Raw genomic sequence first — 25,740 nt, 5'->3', positions numbered from 1 at the left:
AAAGCGGAGTGACGTATGGACACGTCACCCCGCTTCTTCATCGAATTATTCTGCGCGCTTTTAGTGGACACACTAAAGCTGTAGCTTACAGAAAAAGGCATTTTTGGTCTACCGCCAATGAGCCCTAAAGGCCGGAGAATGCGACAGGACGTCGCTTGGCGGTTTAAAACCGGGCTCAAAGGCTATGTTTGAACCCGGTTTCGGCTGCATCTTAACGCAGGTCGAGCACGTCTTGCATGTCGTAGAGGCCTGGCTCACGACCGTCCAGCCACAAAGCCGCACGTACCGCCCCCTTGGCGAAGGTCATACGACTGGATGCCTTGTGCGTGATTTCAAGTCGCTCGCCCTCGCAGGCGAACAGCACCGTATGATCACCGACCACATCACCACCGCGAACAGTGGCAAAGCCGATCGTTTCACGCTCACGCGCACCGGTGTGACCTTCACGTCCATAGACCGCAACCTTCTGCAGATCACGATCCAGCGCATTGGCGATTACTTCACCCATGCGCAGCGCCGTGCCCGAAGGCGCATCGATCTTGTGCCGATGGTGAGCCTCGATGATTTCGATATCCGCATCATCACCCAGCACGCGCGCAGCCATGTCGAGCAGCTTCAGCGACAGGTTTACACCGACGCTGAAATTGGCCGCGAACACGATAGAAATATCCTTGCCCGCCTCGGCCAGCAACTGCTTCTGCGCGGCGTCCAGCCCCGTCGTGCCGATCACCATGGCCTTGCCCGCCTTACGGCAGAAAGCCAGGTTTTTCAGCATGACTTCCGGGAGCGTGAAGTCGATCAGCACGTCGAACTCATCAGCCACCGAATCCAGACTACCGGACAGCGGCACACCAATACGCCCCAACGAGGCCAGCTCACCGGCATCCACGCCAATCAGCGTACTGCCGGGACGCACGATGGCGGCGGTCAGACCGGTCAGCGGCGCGCGCTGCTGCACCGCCTCGACCAGGATCTTGCCCATGCGGCCGGCGGCGCCCATCACAGCTATACGTCGCATGCTCACTCCTTACAAATCGCCGAAGAAGCGCTTCACGCCTTCGAACCAACCAGTGGTTTTCGGCGAATGACTGTTGTCGTCCGCCAGGGAGCTGCGGAACTCTTCCAGCAATTCGCGCTGGCGACGACCCAGGTTGACCGGGGTTTCGACCGCCACACGGCACATCAGGTCGCCAGCGCCGCCGCCACGCACCGGCGCAACGCCTTTGCCGCGAACACGGAACTGCTTGCCGGTCTGAGTCCCCTCAGGGATCTTCAGCTTGACCCGACCATCAAGGGTCGGAATCTCCAGCTCGCCGCCCAACGCTGCGTCGACGAAGCTGATCGGCACTTCGCAGAACAGGTGCTTGCCATCACGCTGGAAGATCGCGTGCTCACGCACATTGATCACCACGTACAGATCGCCGGTCGGACCACCCTGCGCGCCTGCTTCGCCTTCGCCGGACAGACGAATACGGTCACCGGTATCGACACCGGCCGGCACTTTGACGGAAAGCGTCTTGTACTCTTCGACACGACCTTCGCCGTGGCAGGAATCGCACGGATCGGAAATGATCTTGCCCTGGCCATGGCAACGCGGGCAGGTCTGCTGCACCGAGAAGAAGCCTTGCTGCATGCGTACCTGACCGATACCGCCACACGTCGGGCAGGTGACCGGCGAGGAGCCTTTCTTGGCACCCGAGCCGTCACACGGCTTGCAGTTGACCAGTGTCGGAACACGGATATTCACGGTTGTGCCGCGCACCGCTTCTTCCAGGTTCAACTCCAGCGTGTAACGCAGGTCGCTGCCACGCTGCGCGCCGCCACGGGAGCCGCCGCGACCGCCACCGAAGAAGTCACTGAAGACATCGCCAAAGATATCGGAGAAGTTCTGGCCACCAAAACCGGCACCGCCGCCACCCATGCTCGGGTCGACACCGGCATGACCGTATTGGTCATAGGCCGCGCGCTTGCTGGAATCGGACAGCACTTCGTAGGCCTCGTTGGCCTCCTTGAACATATCTTCCGACGCTTTGTCATCGGGATTACGGTCCGGGTGGTGCTTCATCGCCAGGCGGCGGTAGGCCTTTTTCAGGTCTGCTTCGCTTGAGCCACGCTCAACACCCAATACTTCGTAATAGTCACGCTTTGCCATAAGTCTTTGCACTCTTAAGGACGTTCGACAAACCTCTCCTGAGCCTCGTCAAACTCGTTGAGCCCCAATACAGGCCCGGACCCAACTCACGTCAATTCAACGATCCTGGTCTTTGATTCGATGCGGCACTTTCGGCGCGGAAAGCAGGAGCATCCCCGGCCATGCCACCAACACGCGAGCGTTGTCGCATGCTGTAAAAATTCGCTAACTCCAGACACGCCAACGCGGGAGCAAGCTCCCGCGCGGCGACATCCTACCAGTCACCGCCTGAAGGCAGTCAACCGGGCGACCAACAACTTACTTGTGGTCTTTAACTTCTTCGAACTCAGCGTCGACGACGTCGTCAGCTTTTTCAGCCGCTTCGCCTTTCGGTGCCGCGCCTTCAGCTGGCTGAGCCTGCTCGGCATACATTTTCTGAGCCACTGGCGCGGAGACCTTGGACAGCTCTTCAACCTTGGCTTCGATCGCAGCCTTGTCGTCGCCTTTAACAGCGGCTTCCAGGGCAACGACTGCCGCTTCGATTGCAGTCTTCTCTTCAGCGCTCACCTTGTCGCCAGCATCAGCGACCATTTTGCGAGTCGAGTGAACCAGCGCGTCGCCCTGGTTGCGAGCGCTCGCCAGCTCTTCAAACTTGCGGTCTTCTTCAGCATTCAGTTCAGCGTCGCGAACCATCTGCTGAATTTCGTCCTCGGACAGACCGGAGTTGGCCTTGATCACGATCGACTGAGTCTTGCCGGTAGCCTTGTCTTTGGCGCCTACGTGCAGAATGCCGTTGGCGTCGATGTCGAAGGTCACTTCGATTTGTGGCACGCCACGTGGAGCCGGTGGAATCTCGGCCAGGTCGAACTTGCCCAGGGACTTGTTCTGTGCGGCTTGCTTACGCTCACCTTGCAGCACGTGAATGGTCACAGCGCTCTGGTTGTCGTCAGCGGTCGAGAACACTTGCGATTTCTTGGTAGGAATCGTGGTGTTTTTCTCGATCAGCGCAGTCATCACGCCCCCCATGGTTTCGATACCCAGGGTCAGCGGGCTGACGTCGAGCAGCAGAACGTCTTTCACGTCGCCGGCCAATACAGCGCCCTGGATCGCAGCACCCATGGCAACAGCTTCGTCCGGGTTAACGTCTTTACGAGCTTCTTTACCGAAGAAGTCGGAAACAGCTTTCTGCACCATTGGCATACGGGTCTGACCGCCGACCAGAATCACGTCGTCGATCTTGCTGACATCGATACCGGCGTCTTTCATCGCGATGCGGCAAGGTTCGATGGTGCGCTGAACCAGGTCTTCCACCAGCGCTTCGAGCTTGGCGCGGGAGATTTTCACGTTCAAGTGCTTAGGACCGGTAGCGTCTGCAGTGATGTACGGCAGGTTCACGTCGGTCGACTGGCTCGAGGACAGTTCGATCTTGGCTTTCTCGGCAGCTTCTTTCAGGCGCTGCATGGCCAGCGGATCACCCTTGAGGTTCATGCCGCTTTCTTTCTTGAATTCGTCGACGAGGTAGTCGATCAGGCGAATGTCAAAGTCTTCACCGCCCAGGAAGGTGTCGCCGTTGGTGGCCAACACTTCGAACTGGTGCTCGCCATCGACTTCAGCGATCTCGATAACGGAAACGTCGAAAGTACCACCACCCAGGTCGTAAACGATCACAGTGTGATCGCCCTTGGCCTTGTCCATACCGTAGGCCAGTGCGGCTGCGGTTGGTTCGTTGATGATGCGTTTTACGTCCAGGCCCGCGATGCGGCCGGCGTCTTTGGTGGCTTGACGCTGGCTGTCGTTGAAGTAGGCCGGAACGGTGATCACCGCTTCGGTCACAGGCTCGCCGAGGTAGTCTTCGGCGGTCTTCTTCATTTTCTTCAGAATTTCAGCCGAGATTTGTGGCGGTGCCATTTTCTGGCCGTTCACTTCAACCCAGGCGTCGCTGTTGTCAGCCTTGACGATCTTGTAAGGGACCATCTGGATGTCTTTCTGTACGACTTCTTCGTCGAAACGACGACCGATCAGACGCTTCACCGCGTACAGGGTGTTATGCGGATTGGTCACTGCCTGACGCTTGGCCGACTGGCCAACCAGGATTTCGCCATCGTTGGCATAAGCGATGATCGACGGCGTGGTACGCGCGCCTTCAGCGTTTTCAATAACTTTGGCCTTGCCGTTTTCCAGCACGGAGACGCAGGAGTTGGTAGTCCCCAGGTCGATACCGATAATTTTGCCCATGTTCACTCTCCCGAAACTTTGGATTTGGATGCCGCAGTAGTGGTGGCTGACTGCGGTAGCACTTAAACGCTTGACTTCTAAATGGGGGCCTTGCGGCTAATTTCAAGCCTGCTCGTCAATCGAAGGCGAAACCGGTGCAGGTGCCTTGCTGACCACGACCATGGCCGGGCGCAGCAGGCGACCGTGGAGCTGATAGCCCTTCTGAAACACCTTGAGCACGCTGTTTGGCTCGACGTCGGCGCTTTCCTGCATGGCCATCGCCTGATGATGCGAGGCATTGAAAGGTTCGCCTTCAGGATCGATGGCTTCCAGGTGATAGCGCTTCAGGGTGTCCTGGAACATTTTCAGGGTCAGCTCGATCCCTTCGCGCATCGAACGAATGTTTTCGTCGTCAGGGCTGGACAGCTCCAGGCCGCGCTCCAGGCTGTCAATGATCGGCAGCAGGTCGCCTGCGAATTTTTCCAGGGCGAACTTGTGAGCCTTTTCAACGTCCTGATCGGCACGACGGCGGACGTTCTGCAGATCGGCGGCTACACGCAAAGCCTGATCCTGCGCACCAGCCAATTGCTCTTCGAGCAGTTGTACACGAGCCGCCAGGTCTTCACCCGAAGCCTCGGGGGTCTGGTTGGCGTCTAGATTTTGCGTATCCACTGTCTGTTCGTCAGCCATAGATTTCTCCTTCCAATATCGTCCGCGAGCTCAACTCACGCTTCTGCCCCGGTATATGGGGTCGCAAAATTCAGCTTCAAGGGCTATCCGATGATTAACCCTACAAAAAACAACTGCTTTGTCATTCCCAGGCGCGCTAAGGATTTCTTTCAATCAAGCAAATCGACCTAAGCGGGGGCATTGTCAGCCAGAAACAAAACACTGTATAAATAACCAGACCTAAAGCCTGGGAGCGGCCTTCATGCTGGTGCACCTGTCCGTACACAACTACGCCATCGTTGAACATCTCGATCTCGAACTCGATCGCGGGATGAGCGTGATCACAGGAGAAACCGGCGCCGGCAAGTCGATCATGCTCGACGCCCTCGGTCTGACCCTGGGCGATCGCGCCGACAGCGGCGTAGTCCGCCCGGGGGCCGACAAGGCCGACATCCTGGCCACCTTCGACCTGATCGACATCCCTGAAGCCAGCGCCTGGCTGGCCGAACGCGACCTCGAGAACGACGGCCCGTGCATTCTGCGCCGCGTGATCACTGCTGAAGGGCGTTCGCGCGGCTATATCAATGGCACCCCCTGCCCTCTCGGCGACCTGAAGGCCCTGGGCGAGTTGCTGATCGATATCCACAGCCAGCACGAACACCAATCCCTGCTCAAAACCGATACCCATCGCCGCCTGCTCGACGAGTACGCCGGCGCCACGGACCTTGCCCGTCAGGTGCAACTGGCCGCCCAACGCTGGCGCCAGACCCGTCAGGAGCTGGAACGCCTCTCCAACTCCGGCGACGAACAGCGCGCTCGTCATCAGTTGCTCAGCTATCAACTCGAAGAACTGGAAAACCTCGGCCTCGGCGAAAGCGAGCTGGAGCAACTGGAGCAGGAACACAAGAACCTGACCAACGCCGAAACCTTGCTGGGCATTTGTCGGCAAGTGGTCGAACAATGCAGCGAAAGTGATTCCGGCAATGTATTGAACGCACTGACCGCCAGCCTCAATCGCCTATCGAGCGTGAACAATTCGATCGGCGCCCTGGGTGAAGCCAGCAACCTGCTGACCAGCGCGCAGATTCAGGTTGAAGAAGCGGTGGGCGAATTGAACCGTTTTCTCGACAATTTCGACGCAGACCCGGCACGCCTTCAATACCTGGAAGAGCGCCTCGATGCGATCTACACCCTGGCTCGCAAACACCGCATCCAGCCGACCGAGGTCGCCGAGATGCAACAGAAGCTACTCGACGAAATCGAAACCCTGAATGCCAACGATGAATCCATCGAACGCCTGGGCGATGAGCTGGCCTCCTACGCCCGTCATTATCAGGAGAAGGCTCGGGAATTGAGCGACCTGCGCCATCAAGCATCGAGCAGCCTGGCCAGCGCCGTGGAGCAGGAAATCCAGCGCCTGGGCATGCCCGGCGGCCGCTTCACCATCGAACTGCGCCCCAACAGCAGCGATGAACTGCTGCCCAACGGGCTAGAACAAGTGGAACTGCTGGTGAGCGCCAACCCAGGGCAACCGCTGAAAGCCCTGGCAAAAGTGGCATCGGGGGGCGAGCTGTCGCGTATAAGCCTGGCGATTCAGGTGATCACCGCACAGACCTCCCGCGTACCGACGCTGGTGTTCGACGAAGTGGACGTAGGTATTGGCGGCCCGACCGCCGAGATTGTCGGCCAGTTGCTGCGACGCCTCGGGGAGCGCGGGCAGGTTCTGACCGTGACGCACTTGCCGCAAGTGGCGGCGCAGGGGCATCAACATCTATTTGTGCACAAGGTCCGCGGTGAAGATGCCACGCACACAGCCGTCTCCAAGCTGAGCAAGAATGATCGTGTCGAAGAAGTGGCACGGATGCTCGGCGGCATCGACCTCACCAAGGAGTCCCTGGCTCACGCGAAGAAAATGGTTGTTACCGCGAAAATCTAAGAAGGGCAGAAAGCACGAAGGCGACCCTGAGGTCGCCTTCGTTCGTTTCGCGAACCTGAAGTTCGCGCGACATGCTTACTTTTTCTTGCGCACGTACAGTACAAGATTGTGATCGACCATCTCGAAGCCATACTTGTCGACGATTGCTTTCTGCAGCCGCTCGATTTCTTCGTCGAAGAATTCGATCACTTCACTGGTCTCGACGTTGACCATATGGTCGTGATGCTTGCCGTCGTCCAGTTCGAAGACCGCATGGCCTCCGTCGAAGTTGTGCCGCACCACAAGGCCAGCTGCCTCGAACTGGGTCAGAACACGGTAAACCGTGGCCAGACCGACGTCCTCACCAGCCTCCATCAGTGCTTTGTAGACGTCCTCGGCACTCATGTGGCGTTGCTCGGCGGAATCGAGCATTTGCAGAATTTTGACCCGTGGAAGGGTCACTTTGAGGCCGGCTTTGCGTAGTTCGCTATTTTCAACCATGGTCAGCTTTCTCGCGATGCTGCTTCGCAGCTTCTCTTAATGCGGGTATGATCGGCGTTTACGTTGTCCCAGCCAAGATAGTGGAAGTCGCCCACCGATGCAAAACACCAAGCTCTTGCTAACCAGTTTCACCTTTGTGGGACTGCTCGCACTCGCCGGTTGTTCATTCCCCGGGGTTTACAAAATCGACATCCAGCAGGGCAATGTCGTCACGCAGGACATGATAGACCAGTTGCGCCCGGGAATGACCCGTCGGCAAGTACGGTTTATCATGGGCAACCCTCTGTTGACCGACACGTTCCATGCCGATCGCTGGGATTACCTGTATAGCCTGCAACCCGGTGGCGGTGAACGCCAACAGGAACGCATTAGCGTTATCTTCAACCCAAATGACCAACTTGTCAGCCTCTCTGGCGATTTCATGCCAGGCGTGAGCCGCGACGAGGCCATTCTCGGCAAGGACAGCGGCACTACCGTGACCGCGCCGGCAGGAAACGCCGAGAAGCCGAAGCCAGAAAAACCGGTCAAGCCAGGCTCGCTGCTGGACCAGATCCAGAAGGACGTGGACAACGTAGAAACTGTCCCGGTCCCGACTCCAGAACCGCTGGAAACCTCGCCGCAATAATTTGCGACGCAATAAAAACCCCGGCATGTCCGGGGTTTTTATTGTCTGGCGTTTAATCGAATCACTGATTCCGGGCTTTGGCCTCGGCCGCCTTGGCTGCACGCAACCGCCGAACTTCTTTTGGATCGGCGAGCAACGGCCGGTAAACCTCGATGCGATCCCCTTCCTGAACCTGGCGAATGGCCGGATCAGCGATCACTTTGCCAAAGATCCCGACCGGACAACTGCCCAGATCCAGCTCCGGGAATTCGCCATTCAGGCCCGATTTGAACAACGCATCCCGCACCGTCGCGCCCACCGGCACCGTTACGCTCAGCAGCACCTGACGATCAACGGCGGCATACACCACCTCGACCTTGATCACGGCCTCAACCATGCATTTGCTTCGCGCGCTGGCAGAACGCGTCCATCAACGTATTCGCCGCCTGATTAAACAAAGGCCCCAACGTCGCACGCACCAGCGGCCCCGAGTAGTCGAACGACAAGTCCAGACTGATCTTGCAGGCCTTCTCGCCCAACGGTTTGAACACCCAGACGCCGTGCAACTGGCTGAACGGACCTTCCTCGAGGTTCATTTCGATCGAACGCCCGGGCACCAGGGTATTACGCGTTACGAAATGCTGACTAAGCCCACCCTTGGCCACACCGACGCTGGCGCGCATGAACTCGGGAGAGCTTTCCAGAATTTCGGTCGATGAGCACCACGGCAGGAATTCCGGATAGCGGGCCACGTCGTTGACCAGGTCGTAAAGCGCTTGCGCCGGATACGGCAGCAGGGCCGAACGTTGAATGTGTGTCGTCATGTCAGCGTTACTTCCACAGCTGTGCGGCAAACACTACAAGAATGCCGATGGGCGCCACATAGCGCATCAAAAACAGGGACAGGGCGAACAGTACTGGGCTGCGGATCGACAACTCGTCGCGCACCGCTTCACGCCCCATCACCCAGCCCGCAAACACCACGAAACACAAACCACCGAGTGGCAGCATGATCCGCGAGGTGAAGAAGTCGATCACACCAAAGAAGTCCAGGCCTCCGGCCGCCCCCCATTGGTAGAGATGGAACATCCCGCCTTCGTTCACGAAAAACTTGGCTTCCTTCCAGATATTGAAAGAAAACACGGTACCCAGGCCGACGAACCAGCAGGTGAATGCCAGCCAGAAGGTGACCCAGGCGCGGCTGATTTTCGTGCGCTCAACCAGGTAAGCCACCATCGGTTCGAGCAGGGAAATCGCCGAACTCCAGGCCGCAATCGCCACCAGTACGAAGAACACTACGCCCATCAACTGGCCGAACGCTACGTTACCGAAGGCGAATGGCAGGCTGACGAACATCAGGCCTGGGCCTTCGCTCGGGTTCAGGCCGGCAGCGAACACAATAGGAAACAATGCCAGACCGGCCAACAGCGAAACGAAGGTGTCGAGCAACGCCACACCGACGACGGTTCCGGAAATCGACGAGTGCTTCGGCATGTAGGCGCCGTAGATCATGATCGAGCCGACACCCACGCTCAGAGAGAAGAACGCGTGCCCCATGGCCGGCAGCAAGCCATCAAGCACCTTGTCCGGGTGGAAGTCGAACATGAAATGCACGCCCTCCATGAAGTGGCCGGTGGTCATGCTGTAACCCAGCAGGACAATCACCATCACGAACAGCAACGGCATCATGATCCGCAGGCTGCGCTCCAGCCCGGCGACCACCCCCTTGGCGATCACCACTGCCGACAACAGCATGAAAATCGTGTGCCAAAGTGTCAGGCGCCATGGGTCGGCGATCACATTACCGAAGTATGCGCCGACCTGATCAGCCGTCACGCCCCGAAAGTCGCCACGACCCATGTCGATGATGTAATCCAGCGACCAACCGCCAACCACACTATAGAAAGACAGAATCAGCAACGCCGTGATCATCCCGGCAAAGGCGCCCCAGGACCACTTCGCCGAATGCCCCGCTTCCAGCGCCAGGACCTTCAAGGCATTGGCCGGGCTCTGCCGCGCGCGCCGGCCGATCAGGGTTTCGGCCAGCATGACGGGCATACCGATCAGCGCGATGCAGGCCAGGAACATCAGCACGAAGGCCCCGCCGCCATAGACGCCAACCATATAAGGGAATTTCCAGATACTCCCCAAACCCACGGCCGAACCGGTCGCGGCGAGTATGAAGACCCAGCGGCTAGCCCAACTGCCGTGGACAGAAACCTTGTCTGTCGACATCGTTATCACGCCCAAGCGTTCAAAAAAGAGGCCGCATTGTCCGGGATTCAATCAACCTGCTCAAGCACGTAGCGTCACCGTAGCCGACTCGCGCGCAACTCCCTATAATGCCGCCCCTATGGCTAAACAGAAGAAACACCCAACAGGGACCATCGCGCAAAATAAAAAGGCGCGACACGATTACTTCATCGAACATCGGTTCGAGGCTGGTCTGGTCCTGGCCGGCTGGGAAGTAAAAAGTCTGCGGGCAAGCAAACTGCAACTGGTTGACAGTTACGTACTGCTCAAAGATGGCGAAGCCTGGCTGCTCGGCAGCCACATTACGCCTCTGACGACGGCCAGCACCCACGTTATCGCTGATCCGACCCGCACCCGAAAATTGCTGCTCAATCGGCGCGAGCTGGAGAAGCTGGCCGCTGCCGTGCAGCAAAAAGGTTACGCCTGCGTATGCCTGTCCTGGTACTGGAGCAAGCACATGGTCAAGTGCGAGATCGCTCTGGGCAAGGGCAAGAAGGAATACGACAAGCGTGATACCGAACGCGAACGCGATGCCGGCCGTGAATTGCAGCGTGCGGTGCGGAACAAGGGCAAGGAAGATTAATTTTCCTGCCTGATCGCGGCTTTTGTGGCGAGGGAGCTTGCTCCCGCTCGGCTGCGAAGCAGTCGTAAACAATCCGCCCACAATGCTGGCCGGGGGGCCGCTTCGCGCCCCAGCGGGAGCAAGCTCCCTCGCCACACACTACATCCCCTTGCGTCGCTCCGCCCGAGCCATGCGCTGCACTTCCTGACGCACCTCTTCCAGCACTTCCTGCACATACAAAATGTGCCGACTGGACACTTCTCGTGCCTCTTCCGCCCGCCCCTCAATAATCGCCTGGTACAACTCCCGGTGCTGCGCAATCAGCATGTCACGGGTTTCGACGCGCTGTTTGTACATGCCGCCAATGTTGGTCACCACGTTGCGCTTGAGCAGGTCAAACAGCCCGCGAATGGTGTGCAGCAACACTGCGTTATGACTGGCCTCGGCGATAGCCAAGTGGAAATTCGCATCCGCCGCGCCCTCTTCCGCCCGACTCACTTCATCGTGGCGCGAATAGCAGTCCTGCAATTCGTCAAACGCCGCCGTCAGCCGCTCACGATCCACCTCGGTGGCGCGCAGTGCCGCGTAGTAAGCGCAGGACGCTTCCAGGGTATGGCGAAACTCCAGCAAATCGCGCTGGGCCTCGGGGTTGCTCTCCAGCAGGTGCAGCAATGGATCGCTGAACGTCGAGCCCAGGGATTCCACCACATAGTTGCCGCCGCCCTGACGACTGACCAGCAGCCCTTTGGCCACCAGTTTCTGAATCGCCTCACGCAACGAAGGGCGTGACACGCCGAACTGCTCGGCCAACGCACGCTCTGCCGGCAGGCGTTCGCCAGCCTTCAAGGTGCCCTCGAGAATCATCCCCTCGAGTTGCTCGACAATATCGTCAGACAAACGGCGTTGCCGAATCTGATCAAACCCCATCACTCAATTCTCCACGATCCCGGCGGCTCGCCGGGCTCTCTATTCTGGCCTATCGGCGCTGCGCCAGCACCTACCAGACGACGCTTGATCGAACAGATCAGATGCGTTCTTCACCGCTCATTCGACAAAAGTTTTAGGGCGGCAAATTGACACACCGCCTCCAAGGCTTTTACCCTAGCCAACAGCGATTGTAAATTGGTCTTACCAATTATCCAAGAACGCTGACCAGTGCCTGACCAACAACAATTAGGGGCCACCCCATATGCAAACCTGGCAACAGCTCTACAGCCCGCTCGGCAGTCTCGGCGTGTCCGCACTCGCGGCCGTCATTCCCATCGTATTTTTCTTCCTGGCTTTGGCCGTGTTCCGCCTCAAAGGCCATGTGGCCGGCAGCATCACCCTGGCGTTGTCCATTGCCGTGGCAATCTTCGCTTTCCAGATGCCGGTCGATATGGCTTTCGCCGCCGCCGGATATGGCTTCGCCTACGGGCTGTGGCCGATTGCGTGGATCATCGTGGCAGCGGTGTTCCTCTACAAACTGACGGTCAAGAGTGGCCAGTTCGAAGTGATCCGCAGCTCGGTGCTGTCGATTACCGATGACCAGCGCCTGCAAGTGCTGCTGATCGGCTTCTGCTTCGGCGCGTTCCTGGAAGGTGCCGCCGGTTTCGGCGCACCGGTAGCGATTACCGCCGCACTGCTGGTAGGGCTGGGCTTCAACCCGCTGTACGCCGCCGGCCTGTGCCTGATCGCCAACACCGCGCCGGTGGCCTTCGGCGCCTTGGGGATTCCGATCATCGTCGCCGGGCAAGTCACCGGCATCGACGCATTCAAGATCGGCGCCATGACCGGTCGCCAGCTGCCGTTGCTGTCGCTGTTCGTGCCGTTCTGGCTGGTGTTCATGATGGACGGCCTGCGCGGCGTTCGGGAAACCTGGCCAGCTGCACTGGTGGCCGGCTTGAGTTTTGCCATCACCCAATACTTCACCTCGAACTTCATTGGCCCGGAACTGCCGGACATCACCTCGGCGCTGGTCAGCCTGATTTCCCTGACGCTGTTCCTGAAAATCTGGCAGCCAAAACGCGCTGCAGGCGCGCACATCGTCGGCGCAGTCTCGGCTTCCGTAGTGGCCAGCACCGGTGGTTTCGGCCAACCGCGCACCACCGTGGCTTCGCCCTACAGCCCGGGAGAAATTTTCAAAGCCTGGTCGCCGTTCCTGATCCTCACCGTATTGGTCACCATCTGGACGCTGAAACCGTTCAAGGCGATGTTTGCCGCCGGCGGCTCGATGTATGGCTGGGTGTTCAACTTCGCGATCCCGCACCTGGATCAAATGGTGATCAAGGTCGCGCCGATCGTAACCAACCCGACAGCGATTCCGGCAGTGTTCAAACTCGATCCGGTTTCCGCGACCGGCACGGCGATTTTCTTCTCCGCACTGATCTCGATGCTGGTGCTCAAGGTCAACATTAAAACTGGTCTGACCACTTTAAAAGAGACATTCTACGAACTGCGCTGGCCGATTTTGTCCATCGGCATGGTGCTGGCGTTCGCCTTCGTCACCAACTACTCGGGCATGTCGTCGACCATGGCTCTGGTATTGGCTGCCACCGGTGCGGCGTTCCCATTCTTCTCGCCATTCCTCGGCTGGCTCGGCGTGTTCCTGACCGGCTCCGATACCTCATCCAATGCGCTGTTCAGTTCGCTGCAAGCGACCACCGCGCACCAGATCGGCGTCAACGACACCCTGTTGGTGGCGGCGAACACCAGCGGCGGGGTGACCGGCAAAATGATCTCGCCGCAATCGATCGCCGTGGCCTGCGCCGCGACCGGGCTGGTGGGCAAAGAATCGGATCTGTTCCGCTTCACCCTCAAGCACAGCCTATTCTTTGCAACGATCGTCGGCCTGATCACCTTGGCTCAGGCTTACTGGTTCACCGGCATGCTGGTGCACTAAGCACTACACGCCACACGGAAAAAACCGACGCAGGGTTACGCCCCCGGCGTCAGCTATTCACAACCGGGTCTGCAAGGCTGCTGAAAGCTTCTCTCTCTATATTCAGCAGCCTCAGCGGACGGATAACCGGGACCACCCGGAGACACGCCTGATGAGCGAGCTTTTTTACAACGCTGTGCCGAACGCGACCCGCGTCGCCCCGCCACTGCCTGAACCTCGGCAATACCCCAGCGAAAAACCGTCACGGGTGTACCTGTTCGGGACCTGCGTGGTGGATCTGTTCTACCCCGAAGCCGGGATGGATGCGATCCACCTGCTGGAACGCGAGGGCATTCGTGTCGAATACCCGCAAGGGCAAAGCTGCTGCGGGCAACCGGCCTACACCTCGGGTTACACCGAACAGGCCCGGACCGTGGCACGCTCGCAACTGGCGTTGTTTGCCGGGGATTATCCGGTGGTGGTGCCGTCGGGTTCTTGCGCGGGCATGTTGCGCGAACACTATGCCGACCTGTTCAAGGACGAGCCGCAAACGCTGAGACAGGTTCAGGCCCTCGCAGCACGGACTTACGAGCTTGCCGAGTTCTTGCTGTTTGTCTGCAAGGTGCAGCTCAAGGACAGCGGCGAACCGGTGAAAGTGGCGTTGCACACGTCGTGCTCGGCACGCCGTGAAATGAACACCCACCTGCATGGCCGTGAGCTGTTGGCGCAGCTGAGCAACGTGGAGCGAGTCGACCACAGCCACGAAAGTGAATGCTGTGGCTTTGGTGGGACTTTCAGCGTCCGTATGCCGGATATTTCCGGTGCGATGGTGGCTGACAAGACCCGTGCGTTGAAGGAATCCGGCGCACACAAGGTACTCAGTGCCGATTGCGGCTGCTTGATGAACATCAACGGTTCGTTGGAGAAACAGCAGGAGGCGTTGCGCGGTCAGCATCTGGCCAGCTTCCTTTGGCAGCGAACCGGAGGTGCCCGATGAGCAGCTCCACGATTATTCCTACGGTCGCCGTAGAAGAAGATTTTCGCAGCCGGGCTCACAAGGCCTTGGCTGACACGCAATTGCGAAATAACTTTCGCATGGCGATGGATTCACTGATGAGCAAACGGGCAGCGTCTTTCAGCGATGCCCATGAAAGAGAACATTTGCGAGCGCTGGGCAATGCCGTCCGCGCCCGCGCGTTATCCAAGTTGCCCGACCTGCTCGAGCAGCTTGAACAGAACCTGACCCGCAACGGTGTGACAGTGCACTGGGCGGAAACGGTGGACGAAGCCAATGGCATCGTCTTGTCGATCATCCGCGCTCACGAGGCGCGGCAAGTGATCAAGGGCAAATCGATGGTCAGCGAAGAGATGGAGATGAACCATGTCCTCGAAGCTCAAGGCATTGAATGCCTGGAGTCGGACATGGGGGAATACATCGTCCAGCTCGACCACGAGAAGCCTTCACACATCATTATGCCGGCGATCCACAAGAATGCCGGTCAGGTCGCGTCCTTGTTCCACGACAAACTTGGCGTGGAGTACACCAAGGACGTTGACCAACTCATTCAGATCGGTCGAAAAGTCTTGCGGCAGAAATTCTTCGAAGCCGACATCGGCGTCTCCGGCGTCAACTTCGCAGTGGCCGAAACCGGCACCTTGCTGCTGGTGGAAAACGAAGGCAACGGGCGGATGACCACCACGGTGCCGCCGGTGCACATCGCCGTAACCGGCATCGAAAAAGTCGTGGAAAACCTGCGCGACGTAGTGCCGCTGTTGTCGCTGCTGACCCGCTCGGCCCTGGGCATCCCGATCACCACCTACGTCAACATGATCTCCGGCCCGCGCAAGGAACATGAACTCGACGGCCCACAGGAAGTGCACCTGGTGCTGCTCGACAACGGTCGCAGCCAGGCGTTTGCCGACAGCGAATTGCGCCAGACCCTGAACTGCATCCGCTGCGGCGCTTGTATGAATCATTGCCCGGTCTACACCCGAATCGGCGGCCATGCCTACGGCGAGGTTTACCCTGGGCCGATCGGAAAAATCATTACCCCGCACATGGTCGGCCTGGCGAAAGTCCCCGACCACCCGAGTGCCTCGTCGTTATGCGGCGCCTGCAGTGAGGTCTGCCCGGTAAAAATTCCGATCCCCGCATTGCTGCGTCGCCTGCGGGAAGAAAATGTCAAAGCGCCGGACAGCCCACATCAAGTGATGCGCGGTCAGGGCAGCAAGTATTCGCGCAAAGAACGATTTATCTGGAACGCCTGGGCCAGGCTCAACAGTTCGCCAACGCTTTATCGCCTGTTCGGCTTCTTCGCCACTCGCCTGCGAGCGCTGACGCCGAGCAACGTCGGCCCATGGACCCAGAACCACAGCGCACCGAAACCCGCGGCCCGCTCACTGCATGACATGGCCCGCGAGCATCTGGCCAAACAGGGGGACCGTTGATGAGCGCCAAGCAAAATATCCTCGCCAAATTGCGCAACAGTCTGACGGGCACCACGCCGGTGGCTGACAACTTCGATGTCGAACTGGTGACCGAGCCTTACACCTACACGCCGGAACAACGCATTTCGCAACTGCGCAAACTGATGGAAGCGGTGCATACCGAAATCCATCTGACGTCCAGGGAAGGCTGGCCCGAATTGCTCGCGCAACTGCTGCGGGACCGCCAGTTGCCGAGCCTGCTGATTGCGCCGACGACGCCCCACGGGCAACGCATCACCGAGCATTGGGCGAAAAATCCTGGCCTGCCAGCGCTCAAAGCCTACAACCGCCCGGTCGAGGAATGGAAAGCCGAGTTGTTCAACGACACCCCAGCCAGCCTGACTACCACCCTCGGCGCGATCGCCGCGACCGGTAGCCTGATTCTCTGGCCTACGCGGGAAGAACCGCGCTTGATGAGCCTGGTGCCGCCAGTGCATTTTGCCCTGCTCAAGGCCAGTGAAATCCGCGACAACTTCTATCAGGTGCAGCAGGAATTCGAATGGGCCCAAGGCATGCCGACCAACGCCTTGCTGGTGTCCGGCCCGTCGAAGACTGCCGACATCGAGCAAGTGCTGGCTTACGGTGCCCACGGCCCGAAAGACCTGGTGGTGTTGATCCTGGAGGACCAATGAGTCTACCGGCGGCTTTTCTGCGCGATGCGCAGCAACTGATTCCTGAAACACGACGTTTCGACGACCCGCTATCAACCCTGGCCTTCGGCACCGACGCCAGTTTCTACCGGCTGATTCCAAAACTGGTGATCCGCGTCGAGTCCGAAGACGAAGTAGTGGCGCTGCTCAAACTGGCGCAACGGGACCACGTCCCGGTGACCTTCCGCGCCGCTGGCACCAGCCTGTCTGGCCAGGCCATCAGCGATTCGGTGCTGATTGTGCTGGGGGATAACTGGAACGGTCGCGAGATCCGTGGCCAGGGTACGCAAATCCGTCTGCAACCGGGCGTGATCGGCGCCCAGGCCAATGCGTGGCTGGCACCGTTCGGACGCAAGATCGGTCCGGATCCGGCGTCGATCAATGCCTGCAAAATCGGCGGCATCGTCGCCAACAATGCCAGCGGCATGTGCTGCGGCACAGCGCAAAATACCTATCACACCCTGGCCGGGATTCGTCTGGTGTTGGCCGATGGCAGCCGACTCGATACCGAAGACCCCAGCAGTGTTGCGGCGTTCCGAAAGAGCCACGCCGAATTGCTGGAGCGTCTGGCGACACTGGGCCGCGAGACCCGCGCCAATGCCGAACTGGCTGCGAAAATTCGCCACAAATACCGTCTGAAAAATACCACCGGGCTGTCACTCAATGCCCTGGTGGATTTTGACGAGCCTGTGGATATCTTGAGCCACTTGCTGGTGGGTTCCGAAGGCACGCTGGGGTTCATCAGCGCGGTGACCTACGACACAGTAATCGACCACCCGAACAAGGCATCGGCGCTGATTGTGTTCCCGGACGTGGAAACCTGCTGCAACGCGGTTTCCGTCCTGAAAAGCCAACCAGTGTCGGCCGTGGAACTGCTGGACCGTCGCAGCCTGCGCTCAGTGCAGGACAAGCCCGGCATGCCGGCTTTCGTACAACAACTGTCGCCTAATGCCTGCGCTCTGTTGATCGAATCCCGCGCGGCCTCCTCCACTTTGCTGCAGGAACAACTGGCGCAGATCATGGCGTCGCTGACCGACTTCCCAGTGGAAAAACAAGTCGACTTCACCGAAGACCCGGTGGAAAACGCCCGGCTCTGGGCGATCCGCAAGGACACCTTCCCCGCCGTCGGCGCGGTGCGCAAAACCGGCACCACGGTGATCATCGAAGACGTGACCTTCCCGGTGGAACAACTGGCCATCGGCGTGAATCGCCTGATCGAGCTGTTCGACAAACATCACTACGACGAAGCGATCCTTTTCGGACACGCCCTGGAAGGCAATCTGCACTTCGTCTTCACCCAAGGCTTCAACAGCGCGGAAGAAGTCGCACGCTACCAGGCGTTCATGGACGACGTGGCGCAGTTGGTGGCCGTGGAGTTCGGCGGCTCGCTGAAGGCCGAACACGGCACCGGTCGCAACATGGCGCCCTTCGTCGAACTGGAATGGGGCAGCGACGCCTACCAGTTGATGTGGCAGCTCAAACGCCTGCTCGACCCCAACGGCATTCTCAACCCGGACGTGGTGCTCAGCGACGATCCACAGATCCACCTCAAACACCTGAAGCCGCTGCCCGCCGCCGATGAGATTGTGGATAAGTGCATCGAATGCGGTTTCTGCGAACCGGTGTGCCCGTCGAAAGGCCTGACCTTGAGCCCACGCCAGCGCATCGTGATCTGGCGTGACATCCAGGCGAAGAAACGCGCCGGCATAGACACCGCCGAACTGGAACAGGCCTACGAATATCAGGGCATCGATACCTGCGCCGCCACAGGCCTGTGTGCACAACGTTGCCCTGTAGGCATCAACACCGGCGAGCTGGTGAAAAAGCTCCGTGGCCGTAACGCGACCCATACGAAAACCGCCAACTGGATTGAAGGCAATTTCGCCACTGCGTTACAAGGCGCGCGCTTCACCCTGCATGTCGCCAACGGTGCGCGGATGCTGTTGGGGGCGCCACGCTTGGCGAAGCTTTCGGCAACATTGACCCGCTTGTCCAAAGGCCAGGTCCCGCAATGGACCAACGCCATGCCACAGCCGGAAAAGGCCATTCGCTTCAGCCCGAGCGTATCGGACGAACGCCCTCGGGTGGTGTATCTCGCGGCCTGCGTGTCGCGGGTCATGGGCCCGGCGGCGGGTGATAAAGAGCAAATGTCGCTGTACGACAAAACCCGTGGCCTGCTGGAAAAGGCCGGTTACCAGGTAGTCTTTCCAGACAATCAGGACAACCTCTGCTGCGGCCAGCCATTCGCGTCCAAGGGCTATGCCGAACAGGCCGAACACAAACGTCAGGAGCTGATCGGCGCACTGCTGCACGCCAGCCGCGGCGGGCTCGACCCGATCTACTGCGACACCAGCCCCTGCACGCTGCGGCTGGTTCAGGACCTCGGCGACGAACGACTGGACCTGTACGACCCGGTGCGTTTCATCCGTACGCATTTGATGGACCGACTGGACTTCACCCCCCAGGAAGCACCGATCGCGGTGCACGTCACGTGCAGCACGCAGCATCTAGGCGAGAGCCAGGCGTTGATCGATCTGGCACGCAAATGCAGTAAAAACGTGGTCATTCCGGAAGGCATTCACTGCTGTGGTTTTGCTGGCGACAAAGGCTTTACCACGCCGGAATTGAACGCCCATTCGTTACGCACGCTGAAGGACGCGGTACAGCAATGCAGCGAAGGGATTTCCACCAGCCGCACCTGTGAGATTGGTCTGACACAACACGGTGGAATTGACTACCACGGGCTGGTCTATCTGGTGGATCGGGTGACCCAGGCCAGAGCGGTCTGACACCGAAGCACAAAAAGAAGGGGCAATAACGCATAATGCAAAAACCCGTTCCCACAGGGATTGTGCGTTAGGCGTCATTGCCCCTTTTTCGCACCCTCCTCCCGGAAAATCTTTCACTCCCTCGCAAGCGAAAACAGAACCCTTGCACGCCGTCACAGTCCATTTGTTAAGCCCCAATCAGCGTGGCCCAATCCCCACCCCCGTTCCAGGAGATACCCATGAAGCGTTCCGCCCTGGCTGGACTGCTCCTCACTGCAACAATGCTGGCCTCCTCCGCATACGCCTCAAACGATAGCGATCAATGCGTAATGAAGCTCCAGGAGGTCAATAGCAAGCTGTCCAGCGCAGCCACGCTGGACGCCGCCACCAAAGGTGTCGTCGTCACCAAAGCCGAACAAGCCAAGGCCGCCCACGCCTCCAACAACGACAGAGAGTGTGTTTCCCTGGCGCAGCAAGCGCTTCAGGACATTCAAAGCCACATGAATAGCCATTAGGGCCGGGCCAGATAACATGCAGGTAAGGACAGAAGGTCGACTCGCCGCGCGTATTGGCGTACACTTCGCTTACCTGCTGGTTACACACAGCAGGTTCGGGGCCGCTTTGGATTCGACGCCGGTTGCGAAACTTTAGGTGCATGCCGACTTGGTAACAGAAGTCGTAAATCCACTGTTGCAACTACTTATAGTTGCCAATGACGAAACCTACGGCCAGGAATTCTCTCTCGCTGCGTAAGCAGCCTTAGATCCTGAGCTTCTGGTACCTTCGGGTCCAGCAATCATCAGGGGATGTCTGTAAACCCAAAGTGATTGTCATATAGAACAGAATCGCCGTGCAGTACGTTGTGGACGAAGCGGCTAAAACTTACACAACTCGCCCAAAGCACCCTGCCCGTCGGGTCGCTGAGGGTTAACTTAATAGACACGGCTACGCATGTAGTACCGACAGCGGAGTACTGGCGGACGGGGGTTCAATTCCCCCCGGCTCCACCACTTCAACATCTAAAGACGTCCACGGACGTCTTTTTTTGTGCCTGAAACCCAGTGAATACGAGGCCTTCAGGGCTGTAGAGGGCTTTCCAGGTTTTTTGAGTTCCAGGCGGTTTGGTATCCCAGGTGGTATCCCGGACTACCAAATGCTATTTTCAGGATACCAAAACGGTGCTGGAGGTAGCCCCCATGCCTACTAACGCAACCCGCCTCTCCGATCGCCAGCTCAAGGCGGTCAAGGCAACTGGTAAAGACTTCGTCCTCAGCGACGGCGATGGCTTGCAGCTTCGAGTACGCGCCAGCGGCTCGATGATGTGGAATTTCAATTACCGCGAGCCGTTGACCAGAAGCCGTATCAACATGGCGCTTGGTCCATACCCTGACCTCTCGCTAGCCAACGCCCGGAAGAAAGCCGCAGAGGCACGTGAGCTGCTCGCTTTGGGCACTGATCCCAAAACCCAGCGTGATGAGGTAAGGCAAGCCAAACTTGCTGAGACTGAACACACTTTCGAGAAGGTGGCCACCGCCTGGTTCGAGCTGAAGAAAGACTCCGTAACCAAAGCCTACGCCGAAGACATTTGGAGATCGCTGACGCTCCATGTTTTCCCAAGCATGAAAACAACGCCGCTCTCTCAAATCACTGCTCCGATGGTTATCAAGATCCTTCGCCCAATCGAGGCCAAAGGGAGCCTCGAAACCGTGAAACGATTGAGTCAACGACTCAACGAGATCATGACCTACGGGGTCAACTCCGGGCTGATATTTGCGAACCCCCTCAATGGAATTCGGGCGGTGTTCAAGAAACCCAAGAAAGAGAACATGGCTGCGCTACCACCTGAGGAGCTTCCCGAGCTCATGATGGAAATCGCGAATGCCAGCATCAAACGCACGACCCGCTGCCTGATCGAATGGCAGTTGCACACGATGACCCGCCCTGCCGAAGCAGCCACCACACGATGGGCAGATATCGACTTCGACAAGCGCATTTGGACCATTCCGCCAGAGCGCATGAAAAAGCGCCGCCCGCACACAATCCCCCTTACCGATCAGGCACTTTCGTTACTGGAGACGCTCAAGCAACTCAGTGGTAACAGAGAGTACGTGTTCCCTTCAGATAGAAATCCCCGCACCCATGCCAATAGCCAGACCGCCAACATGGCGTTGAAGCGCATGGGCTTTCAGGACCGTTTAGTCAGCCACGGCTTGCGCTCGATGGCGAGCACCATCCTGAATGAGCATGGCTGGGATCCGGAACTGATCGAGGTCGCGCTGGCGCATGTCGACAAGGACGAAGTTCGTAGCGCCTACAACAGGACGGACTACATCGAACGCCGGCGTCCGATGATGGCTTGGTGGAGTGACCATATCCAGAAGGCGGCCACCGGCAGCCTGTCGGCATCTGCCATCAATCAAACCAGGGACCGTAACGTGGTGCCGATACGCTAAGCATCACCGGCGACAATCCATGCCATCCGTGTCGTGGAGCGTGGCGACAGAAATGACGACTATCGCTAAATCTCTCGCATGCCTGCGCTTCTTCGGCCAAGCCCCTGAGTATGGGAAGGCTCCGCATTCCCATACTCAGGGGCTCACGCTTAAAAGGTCTATCAGGCAACCACGAGTTGCGCCTTTCTGCGGCGGATCAACCCTGCTGTCAATTCGTAGTAGTAGACGGTAGCTGGAGCTGAGCATCGCAGGTAGTGCTCCAGAAACCATCTCACGTGTTTGTCCCTCCAGGACCAAGGAGTTGCGCAACTCCAGCGCTCACGAATTACCTCGTGCATCCTTTCTGCCTGTCTGATGTGCCTTTGCCGCGTGGCATGCGCACCTTTGAGCACGGGGCTCAGAAACAACGCCATGTCGAATTCAAACTTCATCGCCGACCTCCGATGTAGGCACTCACCACATCGATGCGGTTGTGTCCCAACTCATGGCTGATCTGCTGTCGTGCACGCTGATCAAGCTCCCGATCTTCTCGATGAACACGACCGCCATTGACGGGGGCAGGGAAGCCGGTCATTTGCTCATAGCGCTCACAGGCGTAAGCCGCCCGTAGCTCATGAAAACCTTTCAACCCCTGCTCATGCAGGAGGTCCCGTGCCGGTCGCACAACTGCCTGCATAAAGTCTTTGTAGCTTTCGTCGGGCGCCAACAAATTCCGGCTGCCATTGGGTGAGGTCGCGCTGGCCCAATCCAGGGCATCGCGAACTTGATCCGTGACCGTAATCCAACGCGGTGCCGAGGCCCCTGATCGACCACCTTTGGTGCCATCCTGGATGTTGATCTTGCCCAGTTGCCGAACCTCACGTTGCAGTCGGGGCAGATCGGCCAGGATCGCTTCGCGCAGGCGCATACCAGTCTCACGGGCGAGGAGCACAATGGCACTCACCCTCGATTGCTGACGATCTGACAGTGCCCGTGCGATCAACTCGACCTGCGCACGGTCTTGGCCTTGCGGGGCCTCACGACGCACGCTTGAGCGCTGCAAGCCCAGCGCCTTGCTCGGACTGGGGATTTTGACGTACTGATCACCGCGCAGCGCGGCCATCGTTCGGTTCACGCTGGACAGGCGGTTCTGCGCGGTGGCAATGCCAACGTTGCCCTGATCAACCTGCTCGCGCAAATGGAAGGCATATCGCATAAGGATCTCACGGTCGATCTGTCGCGCGTCGTTGAATCCGGGTCCCTCCTCTGATCGACACCATTGCACGAATGCCTGCCAGCGATCGCTATGGGCTTTGACGGTAGCAAAATGGCCGTCGCCAAACAGGTCTTTCAGGGCTTGCGGTCCGGCATAGCTGAGCTGGCGACCGAAGCCAAAATTGCGCCCAGATCGCTCACCGACCCGAGCCATTTTTCTGCTCCTGATCGACTGCAGCGAGATCATGCAAAAGGGCTTGCCAGTGCGCACTCACGATGGCGAGCTGGGCCCCATCAGTCGGGCGAAAATACAGCGAATTGTTCATGACGAAGAGGATCGCCCCCTCCTCTTCCAACCATTGAATGAGGGCTGTCGTCGAGGTGATAGTTTTACGGGTGGTGGCGACATCGGCGACAGCGGCGACAACCCTTGTCCTGCCTGGTTTTGAGCGTGGCGACAAAGTGGCGACAGTCGCGGCGACAAACCGCGCTTTCGGCTCCTTTTGGCGCTGAGCCAGATGGTTGCGCAGCGCTTCATCAAGATTGAACATGGCGCACCTCGAAGGTATGGCCATCTGTGATCAGCCACTGATGCTCAATCAGCTCGACCAGCAGCTTCGCGGCATGACGGCTGCTCTTACGGGCAAAGCGGGGACCGTTGCGATTCAGCTCTCGAATACTGAAGCGCTTCCACTCCTTGACCTGCAGCCAGCGCAGCAGCCGGTCCGCCTCTTCCTTCATCCGGCACACCGGTTCCTGTTCGGTCAGGCGCTGGATCTCGGTGAGGTAGTAGCCGACTAAGGCGGAGGCCCGTTGGATATGGTCGACCTCCACGACGCCGCTCTCCTCCACTACCGCGAGGATGCCGGCGACGCGCAATAGGTTGTCGGCAGCTTTCGATCCGTTAGACCTCACGCAGGCCAGCTCCCCAAACTCACCCAATTGGGCTTCGATGGCATCATGCAGATCAATCCAGCGACGGCGGGCCAACGGACTAAGGGTCAGCGGTGATAGCTGTAGAGCACCGTCAGGAGACAGTGACCACGGCTGATGAAACAGGGCCGAAAGACGGTGGTGATATCGCTTTAGGGCGGCGTCTTTGGACAAGTCGACAGCCTGGTAACTGCGTTGTCCGGCCAGGCTGGTAGGCCAGGTCATGAGGCAGCGACCGAGGATGCCTTGCCCCTGCAGCAACGGGTCACTGAGCAACTGCATGGCCAAGTACGGTTGCAGCATCAGGTGCAGGCTCACGCGTCGGTCATACGCTCGCAGGCTTTCGCCGGCCATGGAGCGAGCACGATCAATCGGGCTACCGTCCCAGAGTGACGATAAGGTCGTGACCGCTTTCAAACGGTTATCCCGACTCATGGTGCTGCTGCCGAGGAATTGTCCCCCTTCATCGCAGAACAATCCCATGCTCGGCAGGTCGTGACAGAGGCCTTTGATCAGGGCCTCGATAGTCGGGTCCGTGGTGATCAACCGAGGGGCCGAGGGCTCCGCATCGAGCAGCACATCATTTTTAGAGTCGGGATCGGCAGGATTGATATGCTGCGCCTGTCGCTGTGCAGCTCGGTACCGGGCAAGCTGTTCGCGGTAGCGCTGCCACTGTTCCCGTTCCCATTGTCGTGCAGGCAACAATGCACATCGGTCTGCCGCGGTCTTGCGATCACCGGACGCGGCCACCGTGATCAGGTACAGCGACAGGGGATAATTTCTCCCGTCGAGCTGTAAGCCTGCATGACCTTGGGTGGCCAGCGCCGAGGCCGCCAAGACCGATTGTGCGGCCAATGCCTGGGGCACGCCGATGATCTCAGCCATGCGCTCTACTGCGGGTCCAAGAATTCCACCCAGCGCCTGGACTGGATAAGGCTCGGCCACGGGATTCGACTCGATTAACGGTCGAGGGGATCGTGGTAGTTCAAGCTTCGGATCTAACCGCTGCATGGGCCCTCTCCTCGGTGATGGCTGGCTGTCCTCACGTACTCCCGCCACGGCTGTTGAGTGTTATCAGGGATCAAGGCCCCTGCGGCCTGTGAGGTGTTCACTGACGCGGAACGCACGGCTCCTTACGACCGGGAGCGAGGGCATGAACCCATGAACCTGACCTCCTTTGCGCATCCGAAGAAGCGGGCGGGTGGAGGCTGTGCCGACTGACGAGTTCGGCACCTAGAGATCCTGAGTGGGAGAAGGCAACGACATGTGCATCTGGGGCATGCCTGATTGTCAGTCAGGCGCAGCTCGTCCATGGGCTGCGGCACCGATGCCTGTGTCGTTGCGGATGGCGACGAATCGGAGTTGTCAGCTCGATTGTCACGAGGAGAGTTGCAGCAATGCCTTGTACGACGTGGCTTGCAGCAGTGGTACGAGCGCCCGTCTCTTTCCAGGAGAAAGAGACGGGCGCGGATTGGCGCAGCGAAGTGTGCCGAGAGGTGAGGTTGCTGCAGCGCAGCGAGGTAGGTTCCATCGTCTGCCGCAGTGG

Annotated in this window: 23 protein-coding genes and 1 other RNA gene; 11 read left to right on the top strand and 13 right to left on the bottom strand. The window is 58.9% G+C overall.

Annotation, left to right across the window (positions count from 1 at the left end; translation table 11 throughout):
* Nucleotides 1–211: 211 nt before the first annotated feature.
* The 4 genes from dapB to grpE form a co-directional block, all read right to left on the bottom strand.
* Nucleotides 212–1,018 carry a 4-hydroxy-tetrahydrodipicolinate reductase gene (dapB, locus tag AC07VO_RS20490; protein ID WP_086945985.1) on the bottom strand — a complete coding sequence of 269 codons (807 nt, stop codon included), beginning with the start codon at nt 1,016–1,018 and terminating at the stop codon, nt 212–214.
* A gap of 9 nt (nt 1,019–1,027) precedes the next feature.
* Nucleotides 1,028–2,152, bottom strand: coding sequence for a molecular chaperone DnaJ (gene dnaJ / locus AC07VO_RS20485; RefSeq protein WP_018929477.1), 1,125 nt, complete (start codon nt 2,150–2,152; stop codon nt 1,028–1,030).
* Nucleotides 2,153–2,449: 297 nt separating this feature from the next.
* Nucleotides 2,450–4,366: a molecular chaperone DnaK gene (dnaK, locus tag AC07VO_RS20480; RefSeq protein WP_018929476.1), complete on the bottom strand. Its 1,917-nt coding sequence runs from the start codon at nt 4,364–4,366 to the stop codon at nt 2,450–2,452.
* A gap of 102 nt (nt 4,367–4,468) precedes the next feature.
* Entirely contained in the window at nt 4,469–5,035 is a 567-nt protein-coding gene (gene grpE / locus AC07VO_RS20475; RefSeq protein ID WP_086945984.1) for a nucleotide exchange factor GrpE, read from the bottom strand.
* A gap of 241 nt (nt 5,036–5,276) precedes the next feature.
* Here grpE and recN point away from each other — a divergent pair, with 241 nt between their 5' ends.
* On the top strand, nt 5,277–6,950 hold the full coding sequence (gene recN, locus AC07VO_RS20470) for a DNA repair protein RecN (protein WP_018929474.1): 1,674 nt from the start codon (nt 5,277–5,279) through the stop codon (nt 6,948–6,950).
* Nucleotides 6,951–7,025: 75 nt separating this feature from the next.
* On the opposite strand, the gene fur is transcribed toward recN, so the two are convergent.
* Nucleotides 7,026–7,430, bottom strand: a complete 405-nt coding sequence (gene fur / locus AC07VO_RS20465; RefSeq protein WP_003197684.1) for a ferric iron uptake transcriptional regulator — start codon at nt 7,428–7,430, stop codon at nt 7,026–7,028.
* A 97-nt stretch (nt 7,431–7,527) separates the two neighbouring features.
* Between fur and AC07VO_RS20460 the strand changes: the two genes are divergently transcribed.
* Nucleotides 7,528–8,055 carry an outer membrane protein assembly factor BamE gene (locus AC07VO_RS20460; protein WP_018929473.1) on the top strand — a complete coding sequence of 176 codons (528 nt, stop codon included), beginning with the start codon at nt 7,528–7,530 and terminating at the stop codon, nt 8,053–8,055.
* A 61-nt stretch (nt 8,056–8,116) separates the two neighbouring features.
* On the opposite strand, the gene AC07VO_RS20455 is transcribed toward AC07VO_RS20460, so the two are convergent.
* The 3 genes from AC07VO_RS20455 to AC07VO_RS20445 are packed head-to-tail and all read right to left on the bottom strand — an operon-like array spanning nt 8,117 to nt 10,269.
* On the bottom strand, nt 8,117–8,431 hold the full coding sequence (locus tag AC07VO_RS20455; RefSeq protein WP_086945983.1) for an RnfH family protein: 315 nt from the start codon (nt 8,429–8,431) through the stop codon (nt 8,117–8,119).
* Nucleotides 8,424–8,858 carry a type II toxin-antitoxin system RatA family toxin gene (locus tag AC07VO_RS20450; RefSeq protein ID WP_007933502.1) on the bottom strand — a complete coding sequence of 145 codons (435 nt, stop codon included), beginning with the start codon at nt 8,856–8,858 and terminating at the stop codon, nt 8,424–8,426. The genes AC07VO_RS20455 and AC07VO_RS20450 overlap by 8 nt, the downstream gene beginning before the upstream one ends.
* A 7-nt stretch (nt 8,859–8,865) precedes the next feature.
* On the bottom strand, nt 8,866–10,269 hold the full coding sequence (locus AC07VO_RS20445; protein WP_026286670.1) for a sodium-dependent transporter: 1,404 nt from the start codon (nt 10,267–10,269) through the stop codon (nt 8,866–8,868).
* A 118-nt stretch (nt 10,270–10,387) separates the two neighbouring features.
* Here AC07VO_RS20445 and smpB point away from each other — a divergent pair, with 118 nt between their 5' ends.
* A complete protein-coding gene (gene smpB, locus AC07VO_RS20440; RefSeq protein ID WP_018929470.1) occupies nt 10,388–10,870 on the top strand; it encodes an SsrA-binding protein SmpB in 483 nt (160 codons plus the stop codon).
* 138 nt (nt 10,871–11,008) lie between these two features.
* Here smpB and AC07VO_RS20435 read toward each other — a convergent pair whose 3' ends face one another.
* Nucleotides 11,009–11,776, bottom strand: a complete 768-nt coding sequence (locus AC07VO_RS20435; protein ID WP_064616136.1) for an FCD domain-containing protein — start codon at nt 11,774–11,776, stop codon at nt 11,009–11,011.
* 262 nt (nt 11,777–12,038) lie between these two features.
* On the opposite strand from AC07VO_RS20435, the gene AC07VO_RS20430 reads away from it, so the two are divergent.
* The 8 genes from AC07VO_RS20430 to AC07VO_RS20395 all read left to right on the top strand — a co-directional run bounded on the left by AC07VO_RS20430 (nt 12,039) and on the right by AC07VO_RS20395 (nt 22,067).
* Entirely contained in the window at nt 12,039–13,730 is a 1,692-nt protein-coding gene (locus AC07VO_RS20430) for a lactate permease LctP family transporter (RefSeq protein WP_192351629.1), read from the top strand.
* Between the two features lie 151 nt (nt 13,731–13,881).
* Entirely contained in the window at nt 13,882–14,706 is an 825-nt protein-coding gene (locus AC07VO_RS20425; RefSeq protein ID WP_086945981.1) for a (Fe-S)-binding protein, read from the top strand.
* Complete coding sequence (locus AC07VO_RS20420; protein ID WP_086945980.1) at nt 14,703–16,157, top strand: LutB/LldF family L-lactate oxidation iron-sulfur protein; 1,455 nt, start codon at nt 14,703–14,705, stop codon at nt 16,155–16,157. Before AC07VO_RS20425 ends, AC07VO_RS20420 begins: the two co-directional genes overlap by 4 nt.
* Nucleotides 16,157–16,828: a LutC/YkgG family protein gene (locus AC07VO_RS20415; RefSeq protein WP_018929465.1), complete on the top strand. Its 672-nt coding sequence runs from the start codon at nt 16,157–16,159 to the stop codon at nt 16,826–16,828. Before AC07VO_RS20420 ends, AC07VO_RS20415 begins: the two co-directional genes overlap by 1 nt.
* Complete coding sequence (locus AC07VO_RS20410; RefSeq protein ID WP_192351631.1) at nt 16,825–19,635, top strand: FAD-binding and (Fe-S)-binding domain-containing protein; 2,811 nt, start codon at nt 16,825–16,827, stop codon at nt 19,633–19,635. The genes AC07VO_RS20415 and AC07VO_RS20410 overlap by 4 nt, the downstream gene beginning before the upstream one ends.
* Nucleotides 19,636–19,853: 218 nt before the next feature.
* Nucleotides 19,854–20,129: a PA2433 domain-containing protein gene (locus AC07VO_RS20405; RefSeq protein ID WP_018929463.1), complete on the top strand. Its 276-nt coding sequence runs from the start codon at nt 19,854–19,856 to the stop codon at nt 20,127–20,129.
* A 97-nt stretch (nt 20,130–20,226) separates the two neighbouring features.
* Nucleotides 20,227–20,624: a transfer-messenger RNA gene (gene ssrA / locus AC07VO_RS20400) on the top strand.
* Nucleotides 20,625–20,810: 186 nt separating this feature from the next.
* Nucleotides 20,811–22,067, top strand: a complete 1,257-nt coding sequence (locus tag AC07VO_RS20395; RefSeq protein ID WP_086945978.1) for an integrase domain-containing protein — start codon at nt 20,811–20,813, stop codon at nt 22,065–22,067.
* Nucleotides 22,068–22,228: 161 nt separating this feature from the next.
* Here the strand turns inward: AC07VO_RS20395 and AC07VO_RS20390 are convergent, their stop codons facing one another.
* From AC07VO_RS20390 to AC07VO_RS20375, 4 genes are read right to left on the bottom strand one after another with little or no spacing between them, the layout of a single operon-like run.
* Nucleotides 22,229–22,498: a hypothetical protein gene (locus tag AC07VO_RS20390; protein WP_008029818.1), complete on the bottom strand. Its 270-nt coding sequence runs from the start codon at nt 22,496–22,498 to the stop codon at nt 22,229–22,231.
* A complete protein-coding gene (locus tag AC07VO_RS20385) occupies nt 22,495–23,475 on the bottom strand; it encodes an integrase domain-containing protein (RefSeq protein ID WP_086945977.1) in 981 nt (326 codons plus the stop codon). The genes AC07VO_RS20390 and AC07VO_RS20385 overlap by 4 nt, the downstream gene beginning before the upstream one ends.
* Complete coding sequence (locus AC07VO_RS20380) at nt 23,459–23,812, bottom strand: hypothetical protein (RefSeq protein ID WP_086945976.1); 354 nt, start codon at nt 23,810–23,812, stop codon at nt 23,459–23,461. The genes AC07VO_RS20385 and AC07VO_RS20380 overlap by 17 nt, the downstream gene beginning before the upstream one ends.
* The gene (locus tag AC07VO_RS20375; protein WP_086945975.1) at nt 23,799–25,205 is read right to left on the bottom strand and encodes a YfjI family protein; all 1,407 of its coding nucleotides are present in this window, start codon (nt 25,203–25,205) and stop codon (nt 23,799–23,801) included. Before AC07VO_RS20375 ends, AC07VO_RS20380 begins: the two co-directional genes overlap by 14 nt.
* Nucleotides 25,206–25,740: the final 535 nt, after the last annotated feature.

The sequence above is a fragment of the Pseudomonas sp. GW821-FHT03E01 genome, assembly GCF_059420765.1.
This window is presented reverse-complemented; position numbering and strand designations above follow the sequence as displayed.

What these genes read in the sequence shown, in the direction of transcription:
- dnaJ (WP_018929477.1), bottom strand. Translation starts at nt 2,152, where the DNA reads ATGGCAAAGCGTGACTATTACGAAGTATTGGGTGTTGAGCGTGGCTCA.
- dapB (WP_086945985.1), bottom strand. Translation starts at nt 1,018, where the DNA reads ATGCGACGTATAGCTGTGATGGGCGCCGCCGGCCGCATGGGCAAGATC.
- grpE (WP_086945984.1), bottom strand. Translation starts at nt 5,035, where the DNA reads ATGGCTGACGAACAGACAGTGGATACGCAAAATCTAGACGCCAACCAG.
- AC07VO_RS20435 (WP_064616136.1), bottom strand. Translation starts at nt 11,776, where the DNA reads ATGGGGTTTGATCAGATTCGGCAACGCCGTTTGTCTGACGATATTGTC.
- smpB (WP_018929470.1), top strand. Translation starts at nt 10,388, where the DNA reads ATGGCTAAACAGAAGAAACACCCAACAGGGACCATCGCGCAAAATAAA.
- AC07VO_RS20395 (WP_086945978.1), top strand. Translation starts at nt 20,811, where the DNA reads ATGCCTACTAACGCAACCCGCCTCTCCGATCGCCAGCTCAAGGCGGTC.
- dnaK (WP_018929476.1), bottom strand. Translation starts at nt 4,366, where the DNA reads ATGGGCAAAATTATCGGTATCGACCTGGGGACTACCAACTCCTGCGTC.
- AC07VO_RS20420 (WP_086945980.1), top strand. Translation starts at nt 14,703, where the DNA reads ATGAGCAGCTCCACGATTATTCCTACGGTCGCCGTAGAAGAAGATTTT.
- AC07VO_RS20460 (WP_018929473.1), top strand. Translation starts at nt 7,528, where the DNA reads ATGCAAAACACCAAGCTCTTGCTAACCAGTTTCACCTTTGTGGGACTG.
- AC07VO_RS20390 (WP_008029818.1), bottom strand. Translation starts at nt 22,498, where the DNA reads ATGAAGTTTGAATTCGACATGGCGTTGTTTCTGAGCCCCGTGCTCAAA.
- AC07VO_RS20410 (WP_192351631.1), top strand. Translation starts at nt 16,825, where the DNA reads ATGAGTCTACCGGCGGCTTTTCTGCGCGATGCGCAGCAACTGATTCCT.
- AC07VO_RS20445 (WP_026286670.1), bottom strand. Translation starts at nt 10,269, where the DNA reads ATGTCGACAGACAAGGTTTCTGTCCACGGCAGTTGGGCTAGCCGCTGG.
- AC07VO_RS20380 (WP_086945976.1), bottom strand. Translation starts at nt 23,812, where the DNA reads ATGTTCAATCTTGATGAAGCGCTGCGCAACCATCTGGCTCAGCGCCAA.
- recN (WP_018929474.1), top strand. Translation starts at nt 5,277, where the DNA reads ATGCTGGTGCACCTGTCCGTACACAACTACGCCATCGTTGAACATCTC.
- AC07VO_RS20415 (WP_018929465.1), top strand. Translation starts at nt 16,157, where the DNA reads ATGAGCGCCAAGCAAAATATCCTCGCCAAATTGCGCAACAGTCTGACG.
- AC07VO_RS20385 (WP_086945977.1), bottom strand. Translation starts at nt 23,475, where the DNA reads ATGGCTCGGGTCGGTGAGCGATCTGGGCGCAATTTTGGCTTCGGTCGC.
- AC07VO_RS20405 (WP_018929463.1), top strand. Translation starts at nt 19,854, where the DNA reads ATGAAGCGTTCCGCCCTGGCTGGACTGCTCCTCACTGCAACAATGCTG.
- AC07VO_RS20430 (WP_192351629.1), top strand. Translation starts at nt 12,039, where the DNA reads ATGCAAACCTGGCAACAGCTCTACAGCCCGCTCGGCAGTCTCGGCGTG.
- AC07VO_RS20425 (WP_086945981.1), top strand. Translation starts at nt 13,882, where the DNA reads ATGAGCGAGCTTTTTTACAACGCTGTGCCGAACGCGACCCGCGTCGCC.
- AC07VO_RS20375 (WP_086945975.1), bottom strand. Translation starts at nt 25,205, where the DNA reads ATGCAGCGGTTAGATCCGAAGCTTGAACTACCACGATCCCCTCGACCG.
- fur (WP_003197684.1), bottom strand. Translation starts at nt 7,430, where the DNA reads ATGGTTGAAAATAGCGAACTACGCAAAGCCGGCCTCAAAGTGACCCTT.
- AC07VO_RS20455 (WP_086945983.1), bottom strand. Translation starts at nt 8,431, where the DNA reads ATGGTTGAGGCCGTGATCAAGGTCGAGGTGGTGTATGCCGCCGTTGAT.
- AC07VO_RS20450 (WP_007933502.1), bottom strand. Translation starts at nt 8,858, where the DNA reads ATGACGACACACATTCAACGTTCGGCCCTGCTGCCGTATCCGGCGCAA.